Source organism: Bacillus sp. FSL P2-0099, from assembly GCF_038007445.1.
Lineage (GTDB): Bacteria > Bacillota > Bacilli > Bacillales > Bacillaceae_G > Bacillus_A > Bacillus_A mycoides.
Map to the genome: position 1 here is coordinate 5,091,411 of NZ_JBBOXE010000001.1, position 24,633 is coordinate 5,116,043.

Annotated in this window: 19 protein-coding genes and 1 riboswitch; of the genes, 10 read left to right on the forward strand and 9 right to left on the reverse strand. The window is 36.9% G+C overall.

Features of this window, described 5'->3' with window-relative positions; translation table 11 throughout:
- Positions 1-119 precede the first annotated feature (119 nt).
- Entirely contained in the window at positions 120-1,478 is a 1,359-nt protein-coding gene (locus tag MKY90_RS26550) for an arsenic transporter (RefSeq protein WP_341092974.1), read from the forward strand.
- Positions 1,479-1,729: 251 nt separating this feature from the next.
- Here the strand turns inward: MKY90_RS26550 and thiC are convergent, their stop codons facing one another.
- Both thiC and lldP read right to left on the reverse strand, forming a co-directional pair.
- On the reverse strand, positions 1,730-3,490 hold the full coding sequence (gene thiC / locus MKY90_RS26555; RefSeq protein ID WP_002068339.1) for a phosphomethylpyrimidine synthase ThiC: 1,761 nt from the start codon (positions 3,488-3,490) through the stop codon (positions 1,730-1,732).
- A gap of 113 nt (positions 3,491-3,603) precedes the next feature.
- Positions 3,604-3,719, reverse strand: a riboswitch (TPP riboswitch).
- A gap of 71 nt (positions 3,720-3,790) precedes the next feature.
- Positions 3,791-5,452 carry an L-lactate permease gene (lldP, locus tag MKY90_RS26560; RefSeq protein ID WP_061688709.1) on the reverse strand — a complete coding sequence of 554 codons (1,662 nt, stop codon included), beginning with the start codon at positions 5,450-5,452 and terminating at the stop codon, positions 3,791-3,793.
- A 288-nt stretch (positions 5,453-5,740) separates the two neighbouring features.
- Here lldP and MKY90_RS26565 point away from each other — a divergent pair, with 288 nt between their 5' ends.
- Positions 5,741-6,058, forward strand: a complete 318-nt coding sequence (locus MKY90_RS26565; RefSeq protein WP_002016181.1) for a DUF4870 domain-containing protein — start codon at positions 5,741-5,743, stop codon at positions 6,056-6,058.
- A 177-nt stretch (positions 6,059-6,235) separates the two neighbouring features.
- Here the strand turns inward: MKY90_RS26565 and MKY90_RS26570 are convergent, their stop codons facing one another.
- Entirely contained in the window at positions 6,236-6,727 is a 492-nt protein-coding gene (locus MKY90_RS26570) for a metal-binding protein (RefSeq protein ID WP_002089644.1), read from the reverse strand.
- A gap of 50 nt (positions 6,728-6,777) precedes the next feature.
- Complete coding sequence (locus tag MKY90_RS26575; RefSeq protein ID WP_002016186.1) at positions 6,778-7,143, reverse strand: YkvA family protein; 366 nt, start codon at positions 7,141-7,143, stop codon at positions 6,778-6,780.
- A 550-nt stretch (positions 7,144-7,693) separates the two neighbouring features.
- On the opposite strand from MKY90_RS26575, the gene MKY90_RS26580 reads away from it, so the two are divergent.
- The 6 genes from MKY90_RS26580 (at position 7,694) to MKY90_RS26605 (ending at position 16,904) form a co-directional block, all read left to right on the forward strand.
- Positions 7,694-9,622 (forward strand): LTA synthase family protein, encoded by a 1,929-nt coding sequence (locus tag MKY90_RS26580; RefSeq protein ID WP_002129972.1) that lies wholly within the window; start codon positions 7,694-7,696, stop codon positions 9,620-9,622.
- A 573-nt stretch (positions 9,623-10,195) separates the two neighbouring features.
- Entirely contained in the window at positions 10,196-11,080 is an 885-nt protein-coding gene (locus MKY90_RS26585; RefSeq protein WP_002016184.1) for a D-amino-acid transaminase, read from the forward strand.
- A 209-nt stretch (positions 11,081-11,289) separates the two neighbouring features.
- Entirely contained in the window at positions 11,290-13,014 is a 1,725-nt protein-coding gene (locus MKY90_RS26590) for a C40 family peptidase (RefSeq protein ID WP_341092977.1), read from the forward strand.
- Positions 13,015-13,376: 362 nt separating this feature from the next.
- Positions 13,377-14,588 carry a NupC/NupG family nucleoside CNT transporter gene (locus MKY90_RS26595; protein ID WP_002016182.1) on the forward strand — a complete coding sequence of 404 codons (1,212 nt, stop codon included), beginning with the start codon at positions 13,377-13,379 and terminating at the stop codon, positions 14,586-14,588.
- Positions 14,589-14,850: 262 nt separating this feature from the next.
- Positions 14,851-15,606 carry a dGTP triphosphohydrolase gene (locus tag MKY90_RS26600; RefSeq protein ID WP_341092979.1) on the forward strand — a complete coding sequence of 252 codons (756 nt, stop codon included), beginning with the start codon at positions 14,851-14,853 and terminating at the stop codon, positions 15,604-15,606.
- Positions 15,603-16,904 (forward strand): glycosyltransferase family 2 protein, encoded by a 1,302-nt coding sequence (locus MKY90_RS26605; protein WP_002129979.1) that lies wholly within the window; start codon positions 15,603-15,605, stop codon positions 16,902-16,904. Before MKY90_RS26600 ends, MKY90_RS26605 begins: the two co-directional genes overlap by 4 nt.
- A 153-nt stretch (positions 16,905-17,057) precedes the next feature.
- Here the strand turns inward: MKY90_RS26605 and MKY90_RS26610 are convergent, their stop codons facing one another.
- Together MKY90_RS26610 and opuD are read right to left on the reverse strand one after the other, a co-directional pair.
- The gene (locus MKY90_RS26610; protein WP_002034792.1) at positions 17,058-17,192 is read right to left on the reverse strand and encodes a hypothetical protein; all 135 of its coding nucleotides are present in this window, start codon (positions 17,190-17,192) and stop codon (positions 17,058-17,060) included.
- A 306-nt stretch (positions 17,193-17,498) separates the two neighbouring features.
- On the reverse strand, positions 17,499-19,013 hold the full coding sequence (opuD, locus tag MKY90_RS26615; RefSeq protein ID WP_088040446.1) for a glycine betaine transporter OpuD: 1,515 nt from the start codon (positions 19,011-19,013) through the stop codon (positions 17,499-17,501).
- 677 nt (positions 19,014-19,690) lie between these two features.
- Here opuD and MKY90_RS26620 point away from each other — a divergent pair.
- The gene (locus MKY90_RS26620; protein ID WP_063219411.1) at positions 19,691-20,569 is read left to right on the forward strand and encodes a cell wall-binding protein EntA; all 879 of its coding nucleotides are present in this window, start codon (positions 19,691-19,693) and stop codon (positions 20,567-20,569) included.
- A gap of 85 nt (positions 20,570-20,654) precedes the next feature.
- Positions 20,655-20,957 (forward strand): DUF3910 family protein, encoded by a 303-nt coding sequence (locus MKY90_RS26625; RefSeq protein ID WP_002089663.1) that lies wholly within the window; start codon positions 20,655-20,657, stop codon positions 20,955-20,957.
- Positions 20,958-21,151: 194 nt separating this feature from the next.
- On the opposite strand, the gene MKY90_RS26630 is transcribed toward MKY90_RS26625, so the two are convergent.
- From MKY90_RS26630 to MKY90_RS26640, 3 genes are read right to left on the reverse strand one after another with little or no spacing between them, the layout of a single operon-like run.
- Positions 21,152-22,531 carry a zinc ribbon domain-containing protein gene (locus MKY90_RS26630; RefSeq protein ID WP_002166436.1) on the reverse strand — a complete coding sequence of 460 codons (1,380 nt, stop codon included), beginning with the start codon at positions 22,529-22,531 and terminating at the stop codon, positions 21,152-21,154.
- Positions 22,532-22,544: 13 nt separating this feature from the next.
- Positions 22,545-24,098 (reverse strand): zinc ribbon domain-containing protein, encoded by a 1,554-nt coding sequence (locus MKY90_RS26635; RefSeq protein WP_131246498.1) that lies wholly within the window; start codon positions 24,096-24,098, stop codon positions 22,545-22,547.
- Between the two features lie 5 nt (positions 24,099-24,103).
- Complete coding sequence (locus tag MKY90_RS26640; RefSeq protein ID WP_341092982.1) at positions 24,104-24,592, reverse strand: zinc ribbon domain-containing protein; 489 nt, start codon at positions 24,590-24,592, stop codon at positions 24,104-24,106.
- Positions 24,593-24,633 lie beyond the last annotated feature (41 nt).

Below are 24,633 nucleotides of genomic sequence, written 5' to 3' on the forward strand. Positions count from 1 at the left end.
CACATATTCACTAGATTAAGGTAGATGCCTAGTTCTTCTTATTTTCTTTTGAATATAATGCTATATAAACTTGAGACAAGCTACATTTGTTCAAGGGAAAATAGAAAGGTAGGTTAAATATGAGCATTGAAATATGGATTACTATTATTGTATTCTTCTTAACGATGATTGTTATCTTTTGGCGACCTCGCGGTTTAAATGAGGCGTGGCCGGCAGCAGTCGGCGCTAGCATTATCCTCATTACTGGACTTGTATCAAAACCAGACGTCATGGACATTATAAGTAAAATCGGCGGTGCCTCTATAACGATATTAGCGACCATCGTTATGGCAGTTATATTAGAAAGCTTCGGCTTCTTCCACTGGTCCGCAGCGAAGCTCGCAAATTTAGCGAAAGGTTCCGGACGACGCCTATACTGGTACATTCAATTACTATGTTTTCTTATGACTCTTTTATTTAATAATGACGGTAGTATTTTAATTACAACACCGATTTTGATTTTACTTCTGAAAAACCTTCAATTAAAACCTCATCAACAAATCCCTTATTTATTAAGCGGTGCTTTAATTGCCACTGCATCTAGTGCACCAATCGGTGTAAGTAATATCGTAAACTTAATCGCATTAAATATTGTTAATATGACTCTTTATATGCATACAGCTATGATGTTTGTACCTGCAACATTAGGGCTACTGTTTATGTCATGGCTCATGTATACAGTTTTAAAGAAAAAAATTCCAGAAAGATTGCCTGTTTCTTCATATGATATTGAAGAAATTTTCTTCACGAAAAACTTCCATCCGTTAAAAGGACAAAATTCTGTTAATACGAAACAAAAACGTACGAAATTCATGTTAAAAGTATTAGGCTTCGTCTTCCTTATGCGCTGTCTTCTATTCGTTGCATCCTTCTTATCGATTCCAATCGAAATCGTTGCCGTACTCGGTTCACTCGTTCTTCTCATCTGGAGATGGTACTACTTACGAACAAACCCAGTCGATATTTTGAAAAAGACACCGTGGCACATTTTAATTTTCGCTTTCTCTATGTATGTAATTATTTACGGGCTTCATAACGCAGGGTTAACAGCGGCACTTGTAAGTTGGCTCGAACCAGTTGTAAGTCAACATCTACTCTATGCCAGCTTTGCAATGGGCGGACTCGTTTCCCTCCTCTCTAACATCTTCAATAACCACCCTGCACTTATGATTGGTACAATCACATTAACAGAAATGGGACTAGATCCAGTCACATTAAAAACTATCTATCTCGCAAATATCATCGGTAGTGACATCGGTTCACTATTATTACCAATCGGTACACTAGCTTCCCTCATTTGGATGTATATCTTAAGACAAAACAAAATTAAAGTGAAATGGAAAGATTATTTAAGCGTATCTCTCATCGTAATCCCACTCACAACAGTCGTCACATTATTCCTCTTATACTACTGGGTACAATTATTCTTCACCTTATAAAGTGAAACTTTATAAGGTGGGTAGGTGTTCATCCCCCACTGATTATTAGCCCGCACCAATCGGGCGTTTACGGGCAGTTTATCTCCCACCTAACTTCTTTGCTCCAGCCGAATTTTGAGGTGGGAGTTTTACTGCCCACAAATAGCGGGATAGACGACAGAAGCCCCCTTTGCTACCGTCTTAGCAAAGGGGGCTTCTTCTATATTTAAGTTAGGTACAGTGTGATCAATCAAGTAAAGAGGTGTAACGTGTTATTGATATAAGTGACTACCAGTTTCTTTGAATTCTACCGCTTTCTCTTTCATTCCTTTTTCAATTGCTTCTGTCGTTTCTAAGTCATTTTCTTTCGCATATTCACGAATATCATGTGAAATTCTCATACTACAAAACTTTGGGCCACACATTGAACAGAAATGCGCTGTTTTCGCCCCTTCTGCTGGCAACGTTTCATCATGGTACTCCATCGCGCGTTCAGGATCTAAAGATAAATTAAATTGGTCGCGCCAACGGAATTCAAATCGTGCTTTTGAAAGTGCATCATCACGCTGATGAGCCGTTTTATGCCCTTTCGCAAGATCGGCTGCATGCGCAGCGATTTTGTACGTAATAACCCCTTCGCGAACATCATCTTTGTTCGGTAAACCTAAATGTTCTTTCGGGGTTACATAACAAAGCATCGCCGTTCCAAACCAGCCGATCATCGCAGCACCAATCGCTGAAGTAATATGATCATAACCTGGTGCAATATCTGTCGTTAACGGCCCAAGTGTATAGAACGGCGCACCCTGACAAATATCAAGTTCTTTCTCCATATTTTCTTTAATTAAATGCATCGGTACATGCCCAGGTCCTTCAATCATAACTTGCACATCATGTTTCCAAGCGATTTTTGTTAATTCACCAAGTGTCTCAAGCTCAGAAAACTGCGCTTCGTCATTTGCATCTGCAATAGAACCTGGACGTAATCCATCTCCAAGAGAAAACGAAACATCGTACTGCTTCATAATTTCACAAATCTCTTCAAAGTGAGTATATAGGAAGTTTTCTTTATGATGGAATAAACACCACTGCGCCATAATCGAACCACCGCGCGAAACAATACCTGTCATACGCTTTGCAGTAATTGGAATGTAACGAAGTAATACACCAGCGTGAATCGTGAAGTAATCAACGCCTTGCTCCGCCTGCTCAATTAACGTATCACGATATACTTCCCACGTTAAATCTTCTGCAATTCCGTTTACTTTTTCAAGCGCTTGATAAATTGGCACAGTTCCAACTGGTACCGGAGCATTACGAATAATCCACTCACGTGTTGTATGAATGTTTTTACCTGTAGATAAATCCATAATCGTATCTGCACCCCAGCGAGTCGCCCACGTCATCTTCTCTACTTCTTCTGCAATAGAAGACGATACAGCAGAGTTTCCGATATTTGCATTTACCTTCACGTGAAAATTACGTCCAATTATCATCGGTTCCGCTTCAGGATGGTTAATGTTCGCCGGCAAAATCGCACGACCTTCTGCAATCTCCTTACGAACAAATTCAGGCTCTACCCCTTCACGAATCGCAACATATTCCATCTCAGACGTAATAATGCCATTACGCGCATAATGCATTTGCGAAACATTTGCACCTTGCTTCGCTCTAAGCGGCTTACGATCCATTTGCGGGAAAACAGGTGTATGTTTTGAAGCTACTTTCACACCGTCATCCTCAGGTTTAATTTCGCGTCCTTCATAAGCTTCCACATCACCACGCCCCAAGGTCCAAGAGTGGCGCGGCGCCTGCAACCCTTTTTCCAGCTCCACTTTATACTCTGGATCTGTATAAGGTCCACTCGTATCATACACACGGATTGGCGGATTTTGAACACCGTTCGTATCGCTTTGTTCAATCTCGCGCATTGGTACTTTCATACCTTCACGTGTTCCATCCACATACACTTTCTTACTTCCTGGTAAACTCGATTTCAATTCAATTTGCTCAGCTGAAACAGACTGTTTCATAACCTTTGTTGCCCCCCCTGTTCGTGACAAGGACGAGATATGGCCAGCGCATGCCAAAATAAAAAGAGCCAGGTCCATAAAAGAATAAGGACCTGGCTCATAAAGACATAATTATGTAAAGCCGTTAACTTCCCTACGCTGGTACGAGCCAGATCAGGTCCAAAGGGTTAAGAAGTTCACACGCTTCTCTCTCAGCCTACGCATACGTTAGGCACCCCTAGTTTATCACTGATTTAATTTTCAATACTTTCCCATCATACACTATAATCTGAAAAATGCAAAGTTTATTTCTTTTGTTGTTTACGGAATCATCCAAGTTAAATAATAAGCCTGCACATACGTCATAATCCCAACAATAGTAACGAAGAATAAACTATGCTTCAATGTAAAACGGAACAAATCTGACTCTTTCCCAGCAAGTCCAACTGCCGCACAAGCAATCGCAATTGATTGCGGAGAAATCATTTTACCTGTTACACCGCCCGTTGTATTTGCTGCAACAAGAAGCACTTCAGATACACCGACTTGCTGCGCTGTAATTGCTTGTAAATTCGAGAACAGTGCGTTCGCTGACGTATCTGATCCTGTTAAGAATACGCCAATCCATCCTAAGAATGGCGAGAAGAACGGGAATAGTCCGCCAGTTCCTGCAAGTGCTAACGCTAATGTAGAAGATAAACCAGAATAGTTTGCGATAAATGCAAATCCTAATACGAATCCAATAGATAGAATTGGCATTTTTAGTTCGTTTAACGTTTCTTTAAATGTTGCTACTGCATCTTTTGCACTCATTTTTAAAATAAAGATAGAAATGATACAAGCAATTAAAATTGCTGTTCCAGTCGCTGATAAAATATCTAATTTCAAGATTGCTTCATAAGGTGTTGGTTTATTTACAATCGGCTCCGCCTTCATTACTAAATTGTGCAAGCTTGGAACTTCAAATTTAAATACGAGACTTTCTAAAGCGCCGCCCGGAGCGAATAACGCTTTAAAGAAACTCTGGCTCCAGATGACTACCATCACAGTCAAAATAATGAACGGAGACCACGCTTTTACTACTTTTCCTACTGTTAGTTTCGGCATAGATGTCGTTGTCGTCGCCGCGGCTACTTCACTATTCGCTTGCTTAGTTTGATAAATTTCTTTCGGCTGCCAAACTTTTAAAAATAGCGATAAACTTACTAAACTTACAAGCGCTGACGTAATATCCGGAAGTTCTGGCCCTAAAAACGTCGCTGTAATGAACTGTGTAATTGCAAATGAACTACCCGCTACAAATAAAGCAGGCCACGTTTGTTTTACTCCTTTAAAGCCATCCATTAAAAATACGATAAAGAACGGAACAAATAAAGATAAGAACGGTAATTGATGCCCAGCCATTTGTCCAATTTTATGCGGATCAATGCCTGTTACTTGTCCAGCAACTGTAATCGGAATCCCCATCGCTCCGAACGCTACTGGTGCAGTATTTGCGATTAAACAAAGACCTGCTGCATATAAAGGATTTAACCCAAGGCCTGCCAGAAGCGCTGCCGTAATCGCTACTGGTGCACCAAATCCTGCTGCCCCTTCCAAAAATGCTCCAAATGAAAATCCGATTAAAATAACGAGTAAACGATGGTCATTCGTAATGGATAATACAGATGCACGAATGACATCAAATTGACCTGTTTTCACAGAAATTTTATATAAAAATACTGACATAATGATAATCCACGCAATTGGCCATAATCCGTATAAGAAACCGTATCCGGTCGCTGCCATTGCCATTGTGAATGGCATTTTATACGCAAATAACGCCACCAAAATCGTTAATACAACTGTAATAAATCCTGCCACATACCCCTTCATGCGGAAAACCGCTAAAGCTAAGAAAAAAAATATGATTGGAATAAGTGCGACTGCTGCCGAAATCCAAATGTTACCGAACGGATCGTAAACTTGTGTCCATGTGTTCATTGTTCTCTCCCCCTAAAGAATCCCCTTTTAAATAAGATATAACCTTATCAATAGACTACCAGGTCATCATACCTTTAAGTCTAAAAAATATAAAACGTTCAAGAAAACGTTTTCAATAATTTTATCACAACAATTTTCATTTAAAAAGATTTTTTTGAAAATTTCATCATTTGAAACAGAAAATCTTACAAAAACGTCATGTTCTTGTAATGTTAATCGATAGGAAGCTCGCCAAATCTACTGCATACTAAAGGTATAACAACGAACATTACTTATGAGGTGATATATATGAACGGAAACAAAATATTAGCAGCTTTATCATACTTTAGTGTATTATTTGCGCCTATCTTATTCCCTATTATCGTGTGGATTGTGGGCGATTCTGAAACGAAACCACATGCAAAACGTGCTCTATGGACACACATTATTCCAAGTATCGCAACATTTATTGGATTAGTTATTTTAGGAATTATGGGCATCGGATCTGATCAACCAGACGTAACACTTGGAATTGGAGCAATCATCGTCTTATGTATTTGCGGGATCATTAGCTTATACTACTTTATTTGGAATATCGTGAAAGGTATTAAGGTACTGAAAGCTTAGTTTTAAACAAACGTTTGATTAAAAAGGAACTGTCCAAAAATTGATGTCGCATGATCGTAAATGAAATTTTATCGGCGATTCGACAAGGAATATCGACTTAACTACAAAATACGACAAAAATAACCTACCTATTAATAACAAAAAAACCGTCCCAAAATACCTTTTGGGACGGTTTTTTTATCTTCTGCGTTTCTTCTTTTTTCTCATCATTTTCTTGCGGCGCGTATTCGCTTTATCCGCTATAATGTGGAGCGTACTCGCCACAACAATCCCCATTACAAACGTTACAATTTCAACCTCGTGTTCCTTCGCAATCTCTATTAAATTTCCACCGAATGCGATTATATTTAATAGGAATAAAAACGGAGAAAACACGATTAACATGTATGCAATACGAATAATATCACCAATTATAATCGTATGTGTGAAGAAGGAACGATGGGGCATTACGCTCCTATATGGATACCAAAAAATGCGGAGGAATCCCCATTTATTATACGCATTACTGTACGTATCTAAATCCGGTGTTAGAAATGAAGTACCTACTAAAAAGCCAATTGCAAAAGTTAATAAAAAATCAAAACTTGTTAGTCCATACGAAAAGAGCATAAACAAAACAACCGGAAGGGATATTAAGTTTATTTTCGTATGCGTTCTTCCTGATGGCATAATGCACTTCCTCGCTTACGTTCGCCCTGTCATCCTATGACAGTTCTCACCTATTGATCTAATTTTTGATCGATAAATGATGTGTCTATATCCGAACCAAACCATTCTGCCAACTTCACTCGTGCCTTATCTTTCACATCTTCATTTACGTATATCGATGCTTGTAATAGTGCGGCCATTAACGCACCTAAATCATCCGTATAACCGACTCCAGCAATGAAATCTGGAATGGCATCAATCGGTGCAATGAAATAAGCAAGTGCTCCGATTACAATAATTTTCACTCGTTTTGGAACATCCGGTCTTTGCAACACGTAAAACAACAATAAACTCGCATAGATTACCGACTGCCCTGCCTGCTTCGCAACATGTTTTATTTTCTTCCAAAACGCTTCAACTGAAAATTTTTGTTTCATTCAAAAGCCTCCCTATTTTCAAAAGAAATAAGCTACAATATGTTATGTTATCAGTAAAAGTTCATCAAAATTACACATAATCTATCAATGAAATTTCATTGTAACAAACAAAACCAAAAAGAACAAGTGTTCGTTGATTTTTTCATATTTTCCTTCATATAATAGTTTTCTAGACAACCACTTAAAGATTTCTATTACATATTTCTCAACCAAAAAACTTTCAATTCCGCTTAACATTCTTTTCTATTTTTGTTATATTTTCTAGTTGACGGGCATATAAACGAATGTTAAAGTTTTCTCTGGTAGTGACAAATCACATACAAAAAATGTAAAATGTTATAGTGTTTCTCAGAAATGAATTTTGTTGTATAATACAGAAATGACGTTATGCTTATGAGCAGCACAAGAAACCAAAAAGGGTATGCATAGTTAAAGTCGTATATGGGTGAATATAGAAACTCTAATTATGGCCAAGAAAACTATGTATTTTTTATTTTAACATTTTTCGCTCCAAAATCGACCAAGCCTGATAGAGAAAGGGTGGAAATGAATGAAAGAAACCATGAAATCACAATTTCAAAATGTGCGTTTTACTTTATTCGTAGCTTTGGCCGTATGGCTAAAATCCTACATCATTACACGCACTAGCTTCGATTTAAAACTTGAATCTTTCATGCAAGAATTCATTTTATTCATTAGTCCATTAGCAGCATCATTACTGTTTGTGGGTCTTGCATTATTTGCAAAAGGGAAAAAACGTAACTATATAGCACTAGGAATTAACTTTATCTTAACGTTCATTCTTGTTGGTAACGTAATGTTCTACGGATTCTACAATGACTTCGTTACTTTACCAGTACTAGGACAAACGTCTAATTTCGGAAGTTTAGGTTCTAGTGTGAAAGAATTATTTAACTACAAAATCATCCTTGCATTTGCGGATATTATCGTATTCTTCGTTCTATTGAAGAAGAAGAAAGATTTTGCACCGACAGAACGTGTAGCGCGTCCGATGCGTTCCCTATACTTCGTGTCAACGGTTGCTATTTTCTGCGTAAACCTAGGATTTGCAGAAGCTGAGCGTCCAGAACTATTAACACGTTCATTCGACCGCGTTATGCTTGTTAAAAACTTAGGATTATATGTACACCAAGCATACGATCTTGGCTTACAAGCAAAATCAAGTTCACAAAAAGCGTTTGCTGATGGTAGTAAATTACAAGAAACAGAAAACTACGTGAAAACAACACAAAGTAAACCAGATCCAAATATGTTTGGTACTGCAAAAGGGAAAAACGTAATTGTTGTCTCTCTTGAATCATTACAAACATTCTTAATTGGTGCGCAAGTTAACGGACAAGAAGTTACACCATTCCTAAACCAATTTGCGAAAGAAAGTTATTACTTCGATAACTTCTTCCATCAAACTGGGCAAGGTAAAACGTCTGATGCTGAATTCTTAGTAGATACTTCAATGTATCCACTAGACCGTGGTGCTGTATTCTTCACACACGGTAATAACGAATATACAGCAACTCCAGAAATTTTGCGTCAGCAAGGATATCACACATCAGTATTCCACGCGAATAACGCAACGTTCTGGAACCGTAACATTATGTATCCGGCACTTGGTTATGATCGTTACTACAACGAGCTTGACTACAAAATTACGCCAGAAACAAAATTAAATTGGGGATTAAAAGATATCGAATACTTCGATCAATCTATCGATATGTTAAAACAAGTGAAGCAACCGTTCTATACTCGCTTCCTTACTTTAACAAACCATTACCCATTCACTTATGATGACAGTACGAAATTAATCGATGAATACAATTCTGGTGATGGCGTATTTGACCGTTACATGGTAACTGCTCGCTATTTAGACGAAGCAATGAAACACTTTATTGAGCGTCTAAAAGCAGAGGGTATTTACGACAACTCAGTTATCGTATTCTACGGTGATCACTATGGTATTTCTGAAAACCATAACCGTGCAATGGCACAGTTCTTAGGAAAAGAAGAAATCACTACATTTGACCATATGAACTTACAAAAAACACCGATGTTTATTCACGTTCCAGGTCAAAAAGAAGGTAAAACAATTTCAAAACCAACTGGTGAAATTGACATTAAGCCAACAATTCTAAACTTACTTGGTGTAGATTCTACGAATCAAATTCAATTCGGTCATGATGTATTCTCACCAGAAAATAAAGGATTCGTTGTTCTTCGTGACGGTAGCTTCGTTACAGATAAGTACATGTACACGAACAGTACATTCTACGATCGCCACACTGGTGAAGTTCTGCAGTTACCGAAAGAAGAAGCTCAACCACTTATTGATCGTGCACAAAACGAGCTAAATATGTCAGACAAAATTATTGAAGGCGACTTACTTCGCTTCTCTGAAAGCAATAAGATCAAAACTGGCGAAGTAAAAACGGCTATTAAAGAAGAAAAGAAGAGCGCTGAGTAATCTCAGCCTCTTTTTTATTTTCCTCTCTACAAATTCTTCTATACATTAACTTTAAAATTACATAACCTTCACCTAATATTTACACCACATTAACGAAACATCTTTATAATAAAATATGTAAACAAGATTCCACATATTTCTTATCTCTCATCTTCAATAAGATCCCTTAGAGAAATGTGTGCATCATTTGTTTTCAACTTTCTTATAATTGTCTTTCCAAGTGTTTTGTTTGCATAAATGAAACCTTTAAAGACGATGTCCCTATGAATGATAGCTACCCTCCTTGTGCAGCATTCCATACGAATGTTGCTTTTTTTTTTCAAAAAGCAGGATTCTTATTTCTCATTTCCGAATTTGTATATACAAAATGCTATAAAGTGAAACTTTAATCAGTGGGTGTTTTGTTCATCCCCCACTGATTATTAGCCCTCACCAATCGGGCGTTTACGGGCAGTTAATGTAGGATAAATCACCACTACTTCTCTGTGATTTACAAATACATATACGTCATATGTAGAGAATTGCTTACATAAAAATTACTATAGTGATTTTTATTCATGTACTAACGAAAGGATGGGACGAAAATTGGCATACGAAAGATTTGTACTATGGAATGATGCAGTTATTGATACAACAAAACATCGCGCGTACATAGAACTTGAAGAAAGAGGTTTACAATTTGGTGATGGCGTCTATGAAGTTATTCGCCTTTATAACGGAAACTTTCACTTATTAGACCCACATTTAACAAGATTATATCGATCCCTTGAAGAAATAGAATTATCACTTCCTTTCTCAAAAGCCGAACTCATCATCTTACTCTACAAATTAATTGAAAACAATAATTTCCACGAAGACGGAACAATTTACTTACAAGTATCTCGTGGTGTACAAGCTCGAGCACATGCATTTTCATATGACATATCTCCGACAATCTATGCTTATATTTCAAAAAAAGAAAGACCATCTTTATGGATTGAATACGGTGTACGTGCTATATCAGAACCTGATACACGCTGGCTCCGCTGTGATATTAAATCGTTAAATTTATTACCAAATGTATTAGCTTATACGAAAGCTGAACGCAAAGGTTGTAAAGAAGCACTTCTCGTACGAAATGGTATTGTAACTGAAGGTAGCCACTCTAACTTCTTTCTTATAAAAAACGGAACACTGTATACGCATCCAGCCAATCACCTTATTTTAAACGGCATTATTCGTCAGTACGTCCTTTCTTTAGCTAACACTCTTCAACTTCCTGTAAAGGAAGAGCTTTTCAGCGTTCGCGATGTTTATCAAGCAGATGAATGCTTCTTTACGGGAACGACTATTGAAATTTTACCGATGACCCATCTCGATGGAACTGCGATTCAAGATGGTCAAGTTGGCCCTATCACCAAATTACTACAAAGGTCATTTTCTCAAAGCCTTTTAAAATCCAACAGCACATCTTCCTAAATACGAATAATCTTCTCATTTTCCACATCAAACATATGTATTTAAATGGAAATCAAGGTGCAGATTTATACCTTGATTTTTTTTGTAACCTTTTTGTCATATTCAGATTACCACATAAGTCTTGACAGTAATCGACATGCTCTTTAGAATTTTTAACAGTTGGTAAATATTTCTTCACTACATTACAGACAGAAAGGAATCGACAAATTATGAAAAAATACCTTGCCGGTCTTGCGGCAGTGTCTGTAGCAGGAGGAGCAGCTCCTACACTTGATAGTGTTCAAGCTGCCCCTGAACAAAATACACAAAAAGCTGCTACACAAACTGTCCAAGCTTCCGCATCAAACAATTCATCATATACGGTGAATGCTAGCGTACTACATGTTCGTGCAGGATCAAGTACTTCTCACGACGTCATCTCTCGCGTTTATAATGGTCAACCATTAAACGTAATTGGAGAAGAAAATGGTTGGTTCAAAATTAACGTTAATGGACAAACTGGTTTTGTTAGTGGCGAGTTTGTATCAAAAAACGGAGCAACGAATAACAATGTAAGCACAGGTGGAAACAATAAAGTTACTGCTGATGTATTACGTGTACGTACAGCTCCTAACACTTCTAGTTCTGTTTCAGGACGTGTATATGAAGGACAAACTTTAAACGTAATTGGAGAAGAAAATGGTTGGGTGAAAATCAACCATAACGGACAAACTGGTTATGTTAGTAGCCAATTTGTATCAGGCGCTTCTTCAAATACTGGCTCTACAAGCAATAACAACAATAGTAACAATGAAGCAACTGTTCAACCAGCAAGTGGAAACTATACAGTAAATGTATCTTCCCTTCGCGTTCGTACAGGTCCTAGCACTTCTCATCCAACTGTAGGTTCTGTTAAACAAGGACAAGTAGTACAAGTTGTAGGCGAAGTTCAAGATTGGTTCAAAATCAATTACGCAGGACAAACAGCTTACTTAAGCAAGGACTACGTAAAAAAAGGCGGTTCTAACGAAAACGGCAATCAAGGTAACAACCAAGAGCAAAATAATAATGGAACTATTCAAACTGGTGGTACTTACGTTGTTAACGCAACATCTCTACGTGTTCGTACAGGCCCTGCTGCTTACCATAGTGTAATTGGCGGCGTGTTAAATGGCACAACATTAAACGTAGTCGGATCTGAAAACGGCTGGTTTAAAGTAAACTACCAAGGAAAAACAGGCTATGTTAGTAGCGAATTTGTAAAATTCGTCAAAGGTGGCACTGCTACTCCTGAGCAGCCAAAACAACCTGAACAAGGTGTAATTGGTGACTACTACATTAATGCTTCTGCACTAAATGTACGTAGCGGCGAAGGTACAAATTATAGAATCATAGGCGCACTTCCACAAGGACAGAAGGTTCAAGTAATCTCTGAAAACTCTGGATGGAGCAAAATTAACTACAACGGTCAAACTGGTTACATCGGAACACGTTTCCTATCTAAAACACCAGTTGGTGGCGCAGTAGATAATAAGCCTAACGACAACCAAAATAACAATCAAAATAATAACAACAATAACAATAATAATAGCGGTGACAGTTCTTCTCTACTTGCATACGCGAAATCTATGCAAGGCGTACCATACGTTTGGGGCGGTACTTCTGCTAATGGTGTTGACTGCAGTGGTTACATCTACCACGTATTTAAGAAATTTGGTCATAACATTAGCCGCCAAAGTGTTGCTGGATATTGGAGCAGCTTATCAAAAACTTCAACTCCACAACCAGGTGACTTAATTTATTTCCAAAATACTTATAAAGCAGGTCCTTCTCACATGGGTATCTACCTTGGCGGGGGATCATTCATCCAATCTGGAGATAAAGGTGTAGCAATCGCTTCATTAAACAACTCTTATTGGAAAAGCCATTTCTTAGGTTATACGAAAGCACCTTAAGTTATAGTTTCAGAGCCTTCTAGTTTACTAGAAGGCTCTTTTTAAAAGACTCAACATAGTAATCCCCTTTCATTCTCTCTACGAAAAAATTATGCGTTCATTCTCCTATTTCATACACTATATTCTACTGAAATTGCCCAAAACGTTATCATAATGAATATATTTCAACAAAAAACATAACCTATTTCATGTCTATTCATTTTATATGTGTTTTTTCAAAGAATTTTCTTTTTATTTAAACTTTTTGTTAGACGTTTGACCTCCGATGTCCATTATGATAAGTTACTTAAGATGTTATATTCGCAAAAGTATAGACAACTGGTTTATACACTTTTTTACTATGAGGAAGGAGCATACACTGCATGAATGTTTTATGGGGAATTGGCGGCGTGATTGGAGTATTAGCAATTGCTTTCTTACTATCTTCTAACCGCAAAGCTATTAATTGGCGCACAATTTTAATCGCGCTAGCATTACAAATGACATTTTCATTTATCGTATTGCGATGGGATGCTGGAAAAGCAGGCTTAAAAGTTGCTGCTGACGGCGTTCAAGGATTAATTAATTTTTCTTACGAGGGAATTAGGTTCGTTGCTGGGGATTTAGTCAACGCAAAAGGCCCTTGGGGATTTGTTTTCGTTATTCAAGCACTACTTCCAATTGTATTTATTAGTTCATTAGTTGCAATCTTATATTACTTAGGTATTATGCAGAAATTTGTTAGTATCGTTGGTGGTGCATTAAGTAAACTTCTTGGAACTTCTAAGGCAGAAAGCTTAAATGCAGTAACAACTGTATTTTTAGGACAAACAGAAGCACCAATTTTAATTAAACCATACTTAGCACGTTTAACTAACAGTGAATTCTTCACTATTATGGTAAGTGGTATGACCGCTGTTGCCGGATCAGTTCTTGTCGGCTATGCAGCAATGGGTATTCCGTTAGAACATTTATTAGCAGCTGCAATTATGGCAGCTCCATCAAGTTTATTAATTGCAAAACTAATTATGCCAGAAACAGAAAAAGTAGATAATAATGTTCAACTTTCAACAGAGCGTGAAGACGCAAACGTTATCGATGCAGCTGCACGCGGTGCATCTGAAGGTATACAACTTGTTATTAACGTAGCTGCAATGCTAATGGCCTTCATTGCATTAATCGCTTTATTAAATGGCTTATTAGGATGGGTTGGTTCTTGGTTCGATATTAAACTTAGCCTTGATTTAATCTTCGGTTACTTATTATCACCATTTGCAATCTTAATCGGGGTTTCTCCAGGTGAAGCTATCCAAGCAGCAAGCTTCATCGGTCAAAAACTTGCAATCAACGAATTCGTTGCATATGCAAACTTAGGACCACACATGGCAGAGTTCTCTGCAAAAACAAATATGATTTTAACATTTGCAATCTGTGGTTTTGCAAACTTCTCTTCTATCGCAATTCAATTAGGTGTAACAGGAACGTTAGCTCCTACTCGCCGTAAACAAATTGCACAATTAGGGATTAAAGCAGTTATCGCTGGTACACTAGCGAACTTCTTAAACGCAGCAGTCGCAGGTATGATGTTCCTATAAACTCATGTAAAGCCTCCTCTTTTAAAGAGGAGGCTTTTTTATATAACATAAATATAATTTTCGTATATACTAAATACTTTATGTATAGATGTATAGACGCTATGTTACAATAATTAGTATGTCTGTTTATTTTTTCTTGTACAAGAGGGATACTACCTGATGTCGCTCGCTAAAAAAAGACTTCCAGCTACATGGTCCATTTCTTAATAATTGTGCATACTACAAATATCCAGCACGAATTAGCTTTAAGGAGGAACGTTTCGTGAAAGATAAGTCCTATAAAGTCCTCTCTATGTGGATTTTACAAATTTTATTTTATTTTACTACTGTACATGTGACGAAATATGAGCACGCGCTCATTTTTACAATTATATATGTCATCATAAATGTACTATTCCTATTTTCACCTGATAAAACAGCATTTATTTTCTTCATACTGGGAACAATCATTTCAGTATTCTATTTATTTTATCAAGCGTGGCTTCACTTATGGAGTACATCAGATCAATGGGAATATATTATTACCCACTTCCTGATGGCAGCTAACTTCTTCATTGTTTATATTTCAACCCATCTATTAAAAAAGGTTATCCTTAAAAATAAAGAGTTAACTGAACGAGTGAGAGTGCTTGAGCAATACATTGGAGAATCAAAATTATTAACAAGACAAGAATTCGAAAGACGACAAGCTTTATTAACAACTGCGATGAATCGTCGTAATGAAACAGGCATTATCATTTTCTTTGATTTCACTTCCTTTAGTAAATATACGAAGGAAAGTGTCATGGATCGTGTAGCTTCATTGTTAGTTGATACAGTCAGAGCTGACTTTGACCTTGCTGCTGAATATGACAGCAACACATTAGTCATTTTATTACAAAATACAAATGAAGCCGGTGCTGACATTGTAATGAACCGTCTACATCCAAGAATGGAGCAATGGCTTGCTGCTGAAGCAATTCAAGACATTAAAATAAAACGAGAACAAATCACGACAAAAGGACAGACATTATTATGATGACACTCGTTATACTCCTTTTATTCCTTCTGTTCTGCGTACTCGTATTTTGGATTAGCATCACATTTTCAATCAAATATGTACTTATTTTTACGGCCTTTCTATTCTCAGGCCTACTCGTTTACTACTCTCTCTTAACACTCGCAGGCTTAATTCATCGAAATAGTAAACGAAAAGATCGTACGCTAGAACATTATCCAAGTGTAGATATTTTAATACCTGCCCATAATGAAGGGGTCGTTATTAAAGATACATTAGAAGCAATGGCAAAGATTGAATACCCAGGCAAACTAAACGTTTATTTATTAAACGATAACTCTCAAGATGAAACACCTGAAATTGGCGATGATTTCGACAAAGCTTATGCTCATATTCATCACATTCGTGTACCACCTGGCGAACCGAAAGGAAAATCGCGTGTATTAAACTACGGCCTTAGCATTTCGGATGGTGAATATTTCTGTGTTTACGATGCAGATAATCAACCTGAACCACATGCACTGCGAATGCTCGTAGAACATGCTGAAACAACAAAGGATGCCGTTGGAGCAGTTGGACACGTTCGTACAGTAAATGAGAAAAGAAACTGGCTTACACGAATGATTTCATTAGAATTTCAGATTTTCCAGCTCCTTATGCAATCTGGACGCTGGCTATTATTCCAAACAGGTTCACTAACCGGAACAAACATGCTTCTTCGTCGTTCCGCATTAGAAGAACTTGGCGGCTATGATCCTTATGCAATTGCAGAGGATGCTGAATTAACATTAAGAATTACCCAAAAGGGCTATCTCTTACCAATCGTCCCGGAATCGATTACATGGGAACAAGAACCTGAACATTTAAAAATTCTTATAAAACAGCGGACACGTTGGCTTCAAGGAAACTTATACATTTTAGAAAAAATGTTTTCTTCATTAAGCTTTTTTAAAGGGAAACTTCTCGTCCATTCCTTACAACAAGTTTTAGTGTATGTCGTATTTTGGCTATTCCTAATCATTTCAAACGTTTGGTTTATAATTGGACTGCTCGGCATATTCCAAATTCAATATAGCATTCCATTACTATTTATGTGGTATGTCGCATATATTACATATGTTTCTCAATTATTTAGTGCTCAGAGCGTCGAACGAACCTTTACACCGACCAATATTTTCATAAGCGTCATTATGTACTTTACGTACGCACAGCTCTTTACGTATTTGTTTATTCGCAGTCTCATTCTTTACTTACGTGCAAAGAGCAAGAAACAAGTAATTGGTTGGGATAAAACAGTACGATTTAAAAAAGAAAAATAGATTTCATTAAAAAATAAGCACAGAGCGCCGTATGCTCTATGCTTATTTTTTACCGTAATACTATATATCAGACAATACCCCTTAGCTGAAAGTTATTTCACGTCCATCCCCCAACGAACGATCGACCTTCATTTATATACGAAAAAGTGATTGCTATTTTTGTAGAACCAATTGCTTCTCTTTATGCTCTTTACGAGTTTCAGTCTTTGGTTCCGTGCTTTCTTGGACATTTCGATGTGCCACACGTTTCAAACAAATATGCTTCCACTTTCTTTCGTAACGTTTCATTATTCTAGTTGTCCCCCTTGAATGCGCTTTAAAACTATTTGAAATCGCTTACAGGAAATAATATAGCACATATACATAAAAGTGACAACACATTTCCGACATATTTTTGTCAAAAATATGAATATAACGTGTAAAATATCAGATATTGTCGAACTATATCGATTTTTCTTTTTAAATTTCCGATATCTATAGTATTCCGTAACAAAGTAATGCTTTTCCTACAATAGTATAGAACAGTGAAAAAGGACTGCCGAATGTCGGCAGTCCTAATACTATTTATATATACAGAATTTTTTTCTTCTATTATTAATGTTGTTTCATACGTCCTTCTTTTTGCAACTCTTTAAATAGTGCTGCAATCATAAAGAAAATAACAAATACGAACGGGAAGGCCGCAATAATCGACGCAGTTTGCAGCGCCTCTAATCCTCCGACATACAATAAGATCGAAGCTAACGCCGCTAGAACAATACCCCAAACCATTTTAATACGATTTGGTGGGTTTAAGCTACCATGTGTCGTTAACATCGCTAGAACAAACGTAGCAGAGTCTGCCGATGTAATAAAGAATGTTGAAATAAGTAAAATGGCTAACACACATAAAGCCGGTCCCATACTACCCATTTGGTCTAACATAGCAAACAATCCTACTTCTGTGCCCATTTCTTTAATTTGTCCATATATATTTGCACCATCAAATAGCTCCATGTGAATACCTGTTCCTCCGAAAACAGAGAACCAAAGCGCACCAATTACTGTTGGTACGAGTAACACACCAACAACAAATTCACGAATTGTACGCCCGCGTGACACTCGAGCAATAAACGTACCTACGAATGGTGACCATGCAATCCACCATGCCCAGTAGAAAATTGTCCATGACTGAATCCATTGATTTCCGCCTTCATTTAATGGACTTAAACGGAAACTCATACTTGGCAATTCTTGAATGTATGAACCGATTGTTGAAGTGAAATAATTCATAATAAAGTTTGTTGGACCTGCAAATAATACAATTATCATAAGTGCAAACGCTAAAATAATATTCGCATTACTTAAATATTTAATTCCTTTATCGAGTCCCGTTTGCGCAGATAGCATATAAAGAACAGTTACAATTCCGATGATTACTAGCTGCGTTGGTAATGAGTTTGGAATGGATGTTAAATAACTAACACCACCCGCAATTTGCTTTGCCCCAAGTCCTAATGATGTCGCCACACCAAATACTGTCGCAAATACAGCTAGAACATCAAACATATGGGCAATACGGCCATGTTCACCGCCTTTAAATAGCGGACCGACCGCCGCACTAATTGTACTTGCTCTTCCTTTTCTAAATGTAAAATACGCAATACATAATGCTACAAGTGCATATAATCCCCACGGATGTAATCCCCAATGGAAAAATGAGAAACGAAGTGCAAGGCGTGCACTCTCTTCAGTCGCACTCTCTCCAAACGGAGGTGTGTATAAATGGTTCATCGGTTCTGCGACGCCCCAGAAAACCAAACCGATTCCCATACCGGCACTAAATAACATAGCAAACCATGTCATATAACTATAATCAGGTTCATCATCATCTTTACCTAAACGAATCGAACCGTACTTAGAAACAATTAAGAAAATAGCAATTCCTAAGAAAATAGAAACGGAAATAATATAGAACCATCCAAACTTACTAACTAACGCAGCTTGAATTACAGTCGTTACATTTCCTAGGCTACCTTTTCCAATAATAGATTCGGGAATAATCCCCCAAAGTGTAAATGCAATACATAATGTTAATGAGACAATAAATGTTTTCGTCAGTTTCCTCATCAAATCCCCCTTCGTATGTTTCATTTCTTGTGAAAATCATAAATTCCGATATGTTAAATCGGATAGAAAACCATAGTTTTTTGTGGTGATTTTCTTTCGGCTCTCTCAAGTTTGCCTTCACCAATTAGAGTTCTTATGGACAGCCTTACCTTCCGTACAACCTTTCCACTCTGCAAGAGCTACAAGATTGGAATACTACTGTCAAATTGTGTGAGAAAAATGCGGATGGGAAGAGATTTTCCCAAAAAAGGATGTGTTACAGTTTTAAAAAAGGGCAGATTTATTCTTTACAACCCTTTCTTCTTGTAACAATTATGCGGTTTTTTGCTAGTATATAGCGCGTGTTTATAACTTCACAAACGAGATGTTTATGTTTATATAACTATATTACCCATAAAACGGTAAAATACTCAAGGAATGTAACTGTATAGTAATTATTATGTAACACCTCTGTAATGTTTTTATTTACACCGAAAAAAATATGTTGTATTAAATATTTTGAATATAACTAGAAACCTACTAATTATATGGAATGAAAAACGCTTTCCTCTCATTCTAGCTATATTACAAAGTGTTAACGACTTATTACGAATGGTTTGTAATTGTGTGTTTTCCCAAAATCCGAAAAAATCTGTTGCTATAATGAGGACACGAAAACAAACGCAATGGAGGCTATCATGAAAAAATTAATTGGAATAGCAACAGCAGCAGTTTTTGGTCTTGGGATTTTCACCGCATCTGCTAATGCAGAAACTGTTGTAACAACAGACGTACTAAACGTACGAGAAAACCCTACTACTGAATCAAAAGTTGTCGGTAAATTACAGAATGGTCATAAATTAGATGTTCTAAATACAGAAAACGGATGGTCACAAATCAAATTAGATGGTAAAGACGCATTCGTAAGTGCAGAGTTTACAAAGAACTCTTACTATGTAACAGCTAACGTATTAAATGTACGTGCTGAAGCGAACACAAACTCAGAAATTCTTGGAACGCTTAAGAAAGACGATATGATCGAAACAACGAACCAAGTACAAAATGAGTGGTTACAATTTGAATATAACGGGAAAACAGCTTATGTTCACGTTCCTTTCTTAACAGGTACAGCACCTGTTATCGAGAAACAAGAACAACCTGCTCCTGCTAAAACTGTAGCACCAGCTAAAGCTCAAGCACCTGCAGCACAAGCAAAACCAGCTGCTAAGCCTGCTGTGAAAGCTGCTGAGACTAACACACCTTCTGGTGGTCGTGAGTTAACAGTTGTAGCTACGGCATATACAGCTCACCCAAGTGAAAACGGTGGCACATACGGCGGCCGTGTATTAACTGCAATGGGTCATGACTTAACAGCGAACCCAAACATGAAAATGATCGCTGTTGACCCGAAAGTAATCCCATTAGGATCTAAAGTATGGGTAGAAGGTTACGGAGAAGCTATAGCTGGAGATACTGGCGGTGCAATTAAAGGTAACCGTATCGACATCCTACTTGGATCAGATAGCGCTGCTCAAAAATGGGGACGCAAAACTGTTAAAGTGAAAATTTTAAAATAACCAATGACTGCTAAATTACAGCCGGTTCTCTTTATTGAGAGCTGGCTTTTATTTTTTATATAATACATATAAGGAGGTGACGTCCATGAATTTACAAGCTAAGGTAGATTGGGTCGGTACACCAAAACCGTACATATATAAAGATGATATAACATATGATGCAATCGCAATTGACTTCTCACTAACAAACGATGACAATCGCTATAAATTAATTGTGCTCAAGTCTGAAGAAAATACACATTACAAACTCGTACAATACGGAATAAAACCAGGCTCTCAAAAACCATTCCCTATTGATATTCCATTCGAGCAAGAAATGCTACCGCTCATAAAGCAAATATTAAATGATCCATATGTACAAGCGATATTAAAGGAAGCCCGCTTCTAATTGCAAAAAAGGATATCACCTAGTAGAATTTCCCAACTAGGTGATATCCTTTTTACTTTCCCTTCATGAACACGAGTAGAGAAAATTATATCAACGGTTCAACATGGAATATCGATTTACCGTCAAAGATTGACAATAACGGCAAGCTACCTAAAGAAAGAGGCTGTTCAAAATTGAACAGCCTCTTTCTTATATTAACGATTCGGACCAGATACTTCCTCTGATTTCAGCGTATTATTCGCTCCAAGAGAATGGTACAATATCTTTCCATTTCCGTTAACAGTAACGATATGGTCATTATTAAAGCTCTTGAATTTTACAGAGCCGTCACCGTAACGAATATGATATTCTTCATATGTCGTTACTTTATATTTCGTCGCACTTTGACGTTCTACATTGCGAATATTCATTGTCAATAAATCTTCTGTAATTCCTTTTTTGTGTAGATATTGTAAGTAATCACGGTCTTCCTTATACGATTTCCCACTCTTATCATAATCATTTTCAATTAAACTAAAATCGTTTAATGCAATTGCACGCACGTTATTATAAATATGATTTTGTACAAAATCTCCAACCGCTGAACTAGAAGCTTCTTTTGGGAACTTTAAGTAATATGTACTTTGATCTCCAACTTTAATACTTTCAGATTTCATCACACCAAATTCAGCGTTTTTCTCCAAATGTACTTCTACCGTTTCATCCGTCGGTACAGGACCAAGTTTATAACTTCCGTAATTTAACTTTCCGCGTTTCTTGCCATTAACAAATACCGTTGCATCGTTTTCATCAGACGAAATGGTTACATAATTTCCTTCAAGTGATAAATTCACTTCTACTGTCCCATTCTTTTCATCTGCTAAATCCACTTCTTTTTCTGTCTCTAATTCAGCAAGTTCCGTCTTCGCCTTTGCCTTTACAACATAAGCACCCGGGAAGTATGGACCTAATTCTTTCGAAGTTTTGTCACTAGAAAGCTCTGTTTCTTTTTTATCATTCACATATATTTCAGCATTCTTTGCAGTTGTGCTAACATTCATGTAATACGACTTCATGCTGAACTTATACTTCGGATACAAGAACCATTCTTTCCCGTCTTCTATAATTTTCCCATCTTTAAAAGATGCTTTATCACTTGCTAACTTTTGATCTACTGTCTCTCTTTGCAAATATGATAACAGTTCTTTATTATAAGAAGGATTCTCTTTTAAATAACGGATATACGCCTTAATATCTTCTGTCTTAACCTTTAAGGTTGGATCGTCTACTTTCAAAATCTCATCGATTGCATTCACATCTTTATTTTGGAATGCTTCAATCATTGCATTTACTTGCTTTTCCTTCGAAAACTTGCTAGCACCGAATTTATATGCGCCAAACAAAATAGCAAAAACAATGACAAAACCTATAAGTAAAAACATGTTCTTCTTACTTTTCACTGACTTTGTTTCTCTCCGCATTTCTGAGTGAGAAGAAGCTGTTTGATCAGCAATTTCTTCTACTTTACTTCCGCAATCAGGACAAAAGTTCAAATGATCCGCAACTTGTTTATTGCATGTTCCACAAAACTTCAAGTATTTCTCCCCCTTATTTTTTTACTAATTTCATACCCGCGAATGTTAATACGTAAGAAATAAGAAAACTACCTACTATTAAATATAGCGTGTTACTTTGAATAGATAATATCGGTCCAGAAATTCCAGCGAACTCCTTCATAATTTCCTTACTTCCTGAAGCTGTAATATGAATTTTTGCTAATCCATTTACACAAAGCATCATCACTGTATAAACAGCGCTAAACACTGCTATAGTTACGTACATATTTCGCATACGATATTGAGCCAATTTCATTCCAGCCCTAACTAGTAGAATACATGGTAGAAGAATTAATAATCCCCACCAATGTAAATATGAATTAAAATCATCAATATCTTTTATACGATCAGCACTAGCACCATTAGCGATTTCCAGGTCTTTTAAAGACGTACCCTGTATTGATATGCCTGACATATACGATACATGCAGCGGCCCTTTTTCGACTGAATATCTATGCATTTCTCTCTCCATATTCCCCCACTCAATTTCAGTTGGAGAAAGGTGGGCCATATTCCACATGAAAGGTGTTGCTTCTAAAGAAAGTAATACTTTATACGCCTTCTCTGGAAAATCAATTGGACCCATTGATTTTGAACTACTAAATAAAATCGTAATAAGTATAATACCAAATGTAATAAGTAGTCCTTTCAAAACAGTCACTATACTATAATAAATAGACGTTACATACGGGACAAACTGACTAGTAGAAGAAAGCATACGATGTGGTCCTGCTTCAATACTCATACCAATAAAGCTGAATAATAGACCAAATATAATACCAAACAATAAACTAACAACATGAGAATATACAACATCAATAGTCATCGTTTGATAGAAATAAGAAATAGATGTAGAAGAACTTGCCATAAAGCTTACAATACATAAGAAAATACCGTATATCATGCCAATTACACATGATGTCATGAACTTCTCTCGCCAACTAATTGAAGGTTTTTTTCTTTCAACAAAAAATCCACTTCCACCTAATATAAGTGCCGGAATAGTTACCAAGATGAATAATGGGATATGAAGAAGGAATGACATCGTGTATGCCCCGCTCCCGCTAATTTCAATACCTATTAAATGACACATTAAAATTAATGGTGCTATACCAATAAATGATTGATTAATGGTATTCATATTCAACATACCATCCGTATTTCTAACCGCTGTCTCCACTACATCATTTATAGCAGAATCTATTATTAAACTGCCAATGAAGCCTGCAATGAACATACATACAATTGCAAAAGCACCACCGAATAATCCTTTTTTCAGCATACTTCCTGATGCATTTACATGTAATTGCGCTCCTGCATTTGGTAATTTCATGTTCGATTCTTTTTGGGCAACTCCTAATAAAGAATCACCGCATTTCTCACAATATGTAGCATATTCTTTACTTTCCTGTCCACATGTTCGGCAATACTTCGAAGATTGCGGGACTAACATAACATGGCTATCTATACTATCTGTACTTGAGCCGTCATGTGTACAATAGTTTACTGCCTCCGGCTGTTCTAAACCGCAAATTTTACAATACATGTTCCTCACTCCTTACTTTGCTTCATACCACATGCTGGACAGAATGTAGCTTCCTTTGCAATTTGTTCACCACATGAAGAACATGCTTCTTTTTCAATATTTTTTGATTGAAGGAGTAACTCATTTTCTTTACCGCACTGCCCGCAAAATTTATCATTTAATGATAATGGACCACCGCAACTACACTGTCCTTTTTGTTCTTGTTTCTGTAAATTAGAAATTTGTCTGCGCGTGTTATAAATAGCAACATCAAGCTCTTGCACTGGTGCTACAATAGCTTTCAACAAATCTATTCGAACTTCATCATCACGAAGTTGCATATATACCGTTTGACCAAGTTCAAGTAAAATTTCAGTTTTTTCTTGTAACTTCTCTTGTGTAATCTTCTTTAATTGCGCCATTTCCTGTGCTACTTGCAACTTCATCTTTCCTTGCTCAATTCCCTCTTGCAACTTATTCATGCCATTACCAAACTTCGATTGTAAATCTGACAAACAAATTCTCTCCTTTTAATTACATAGTAATATACAAAATT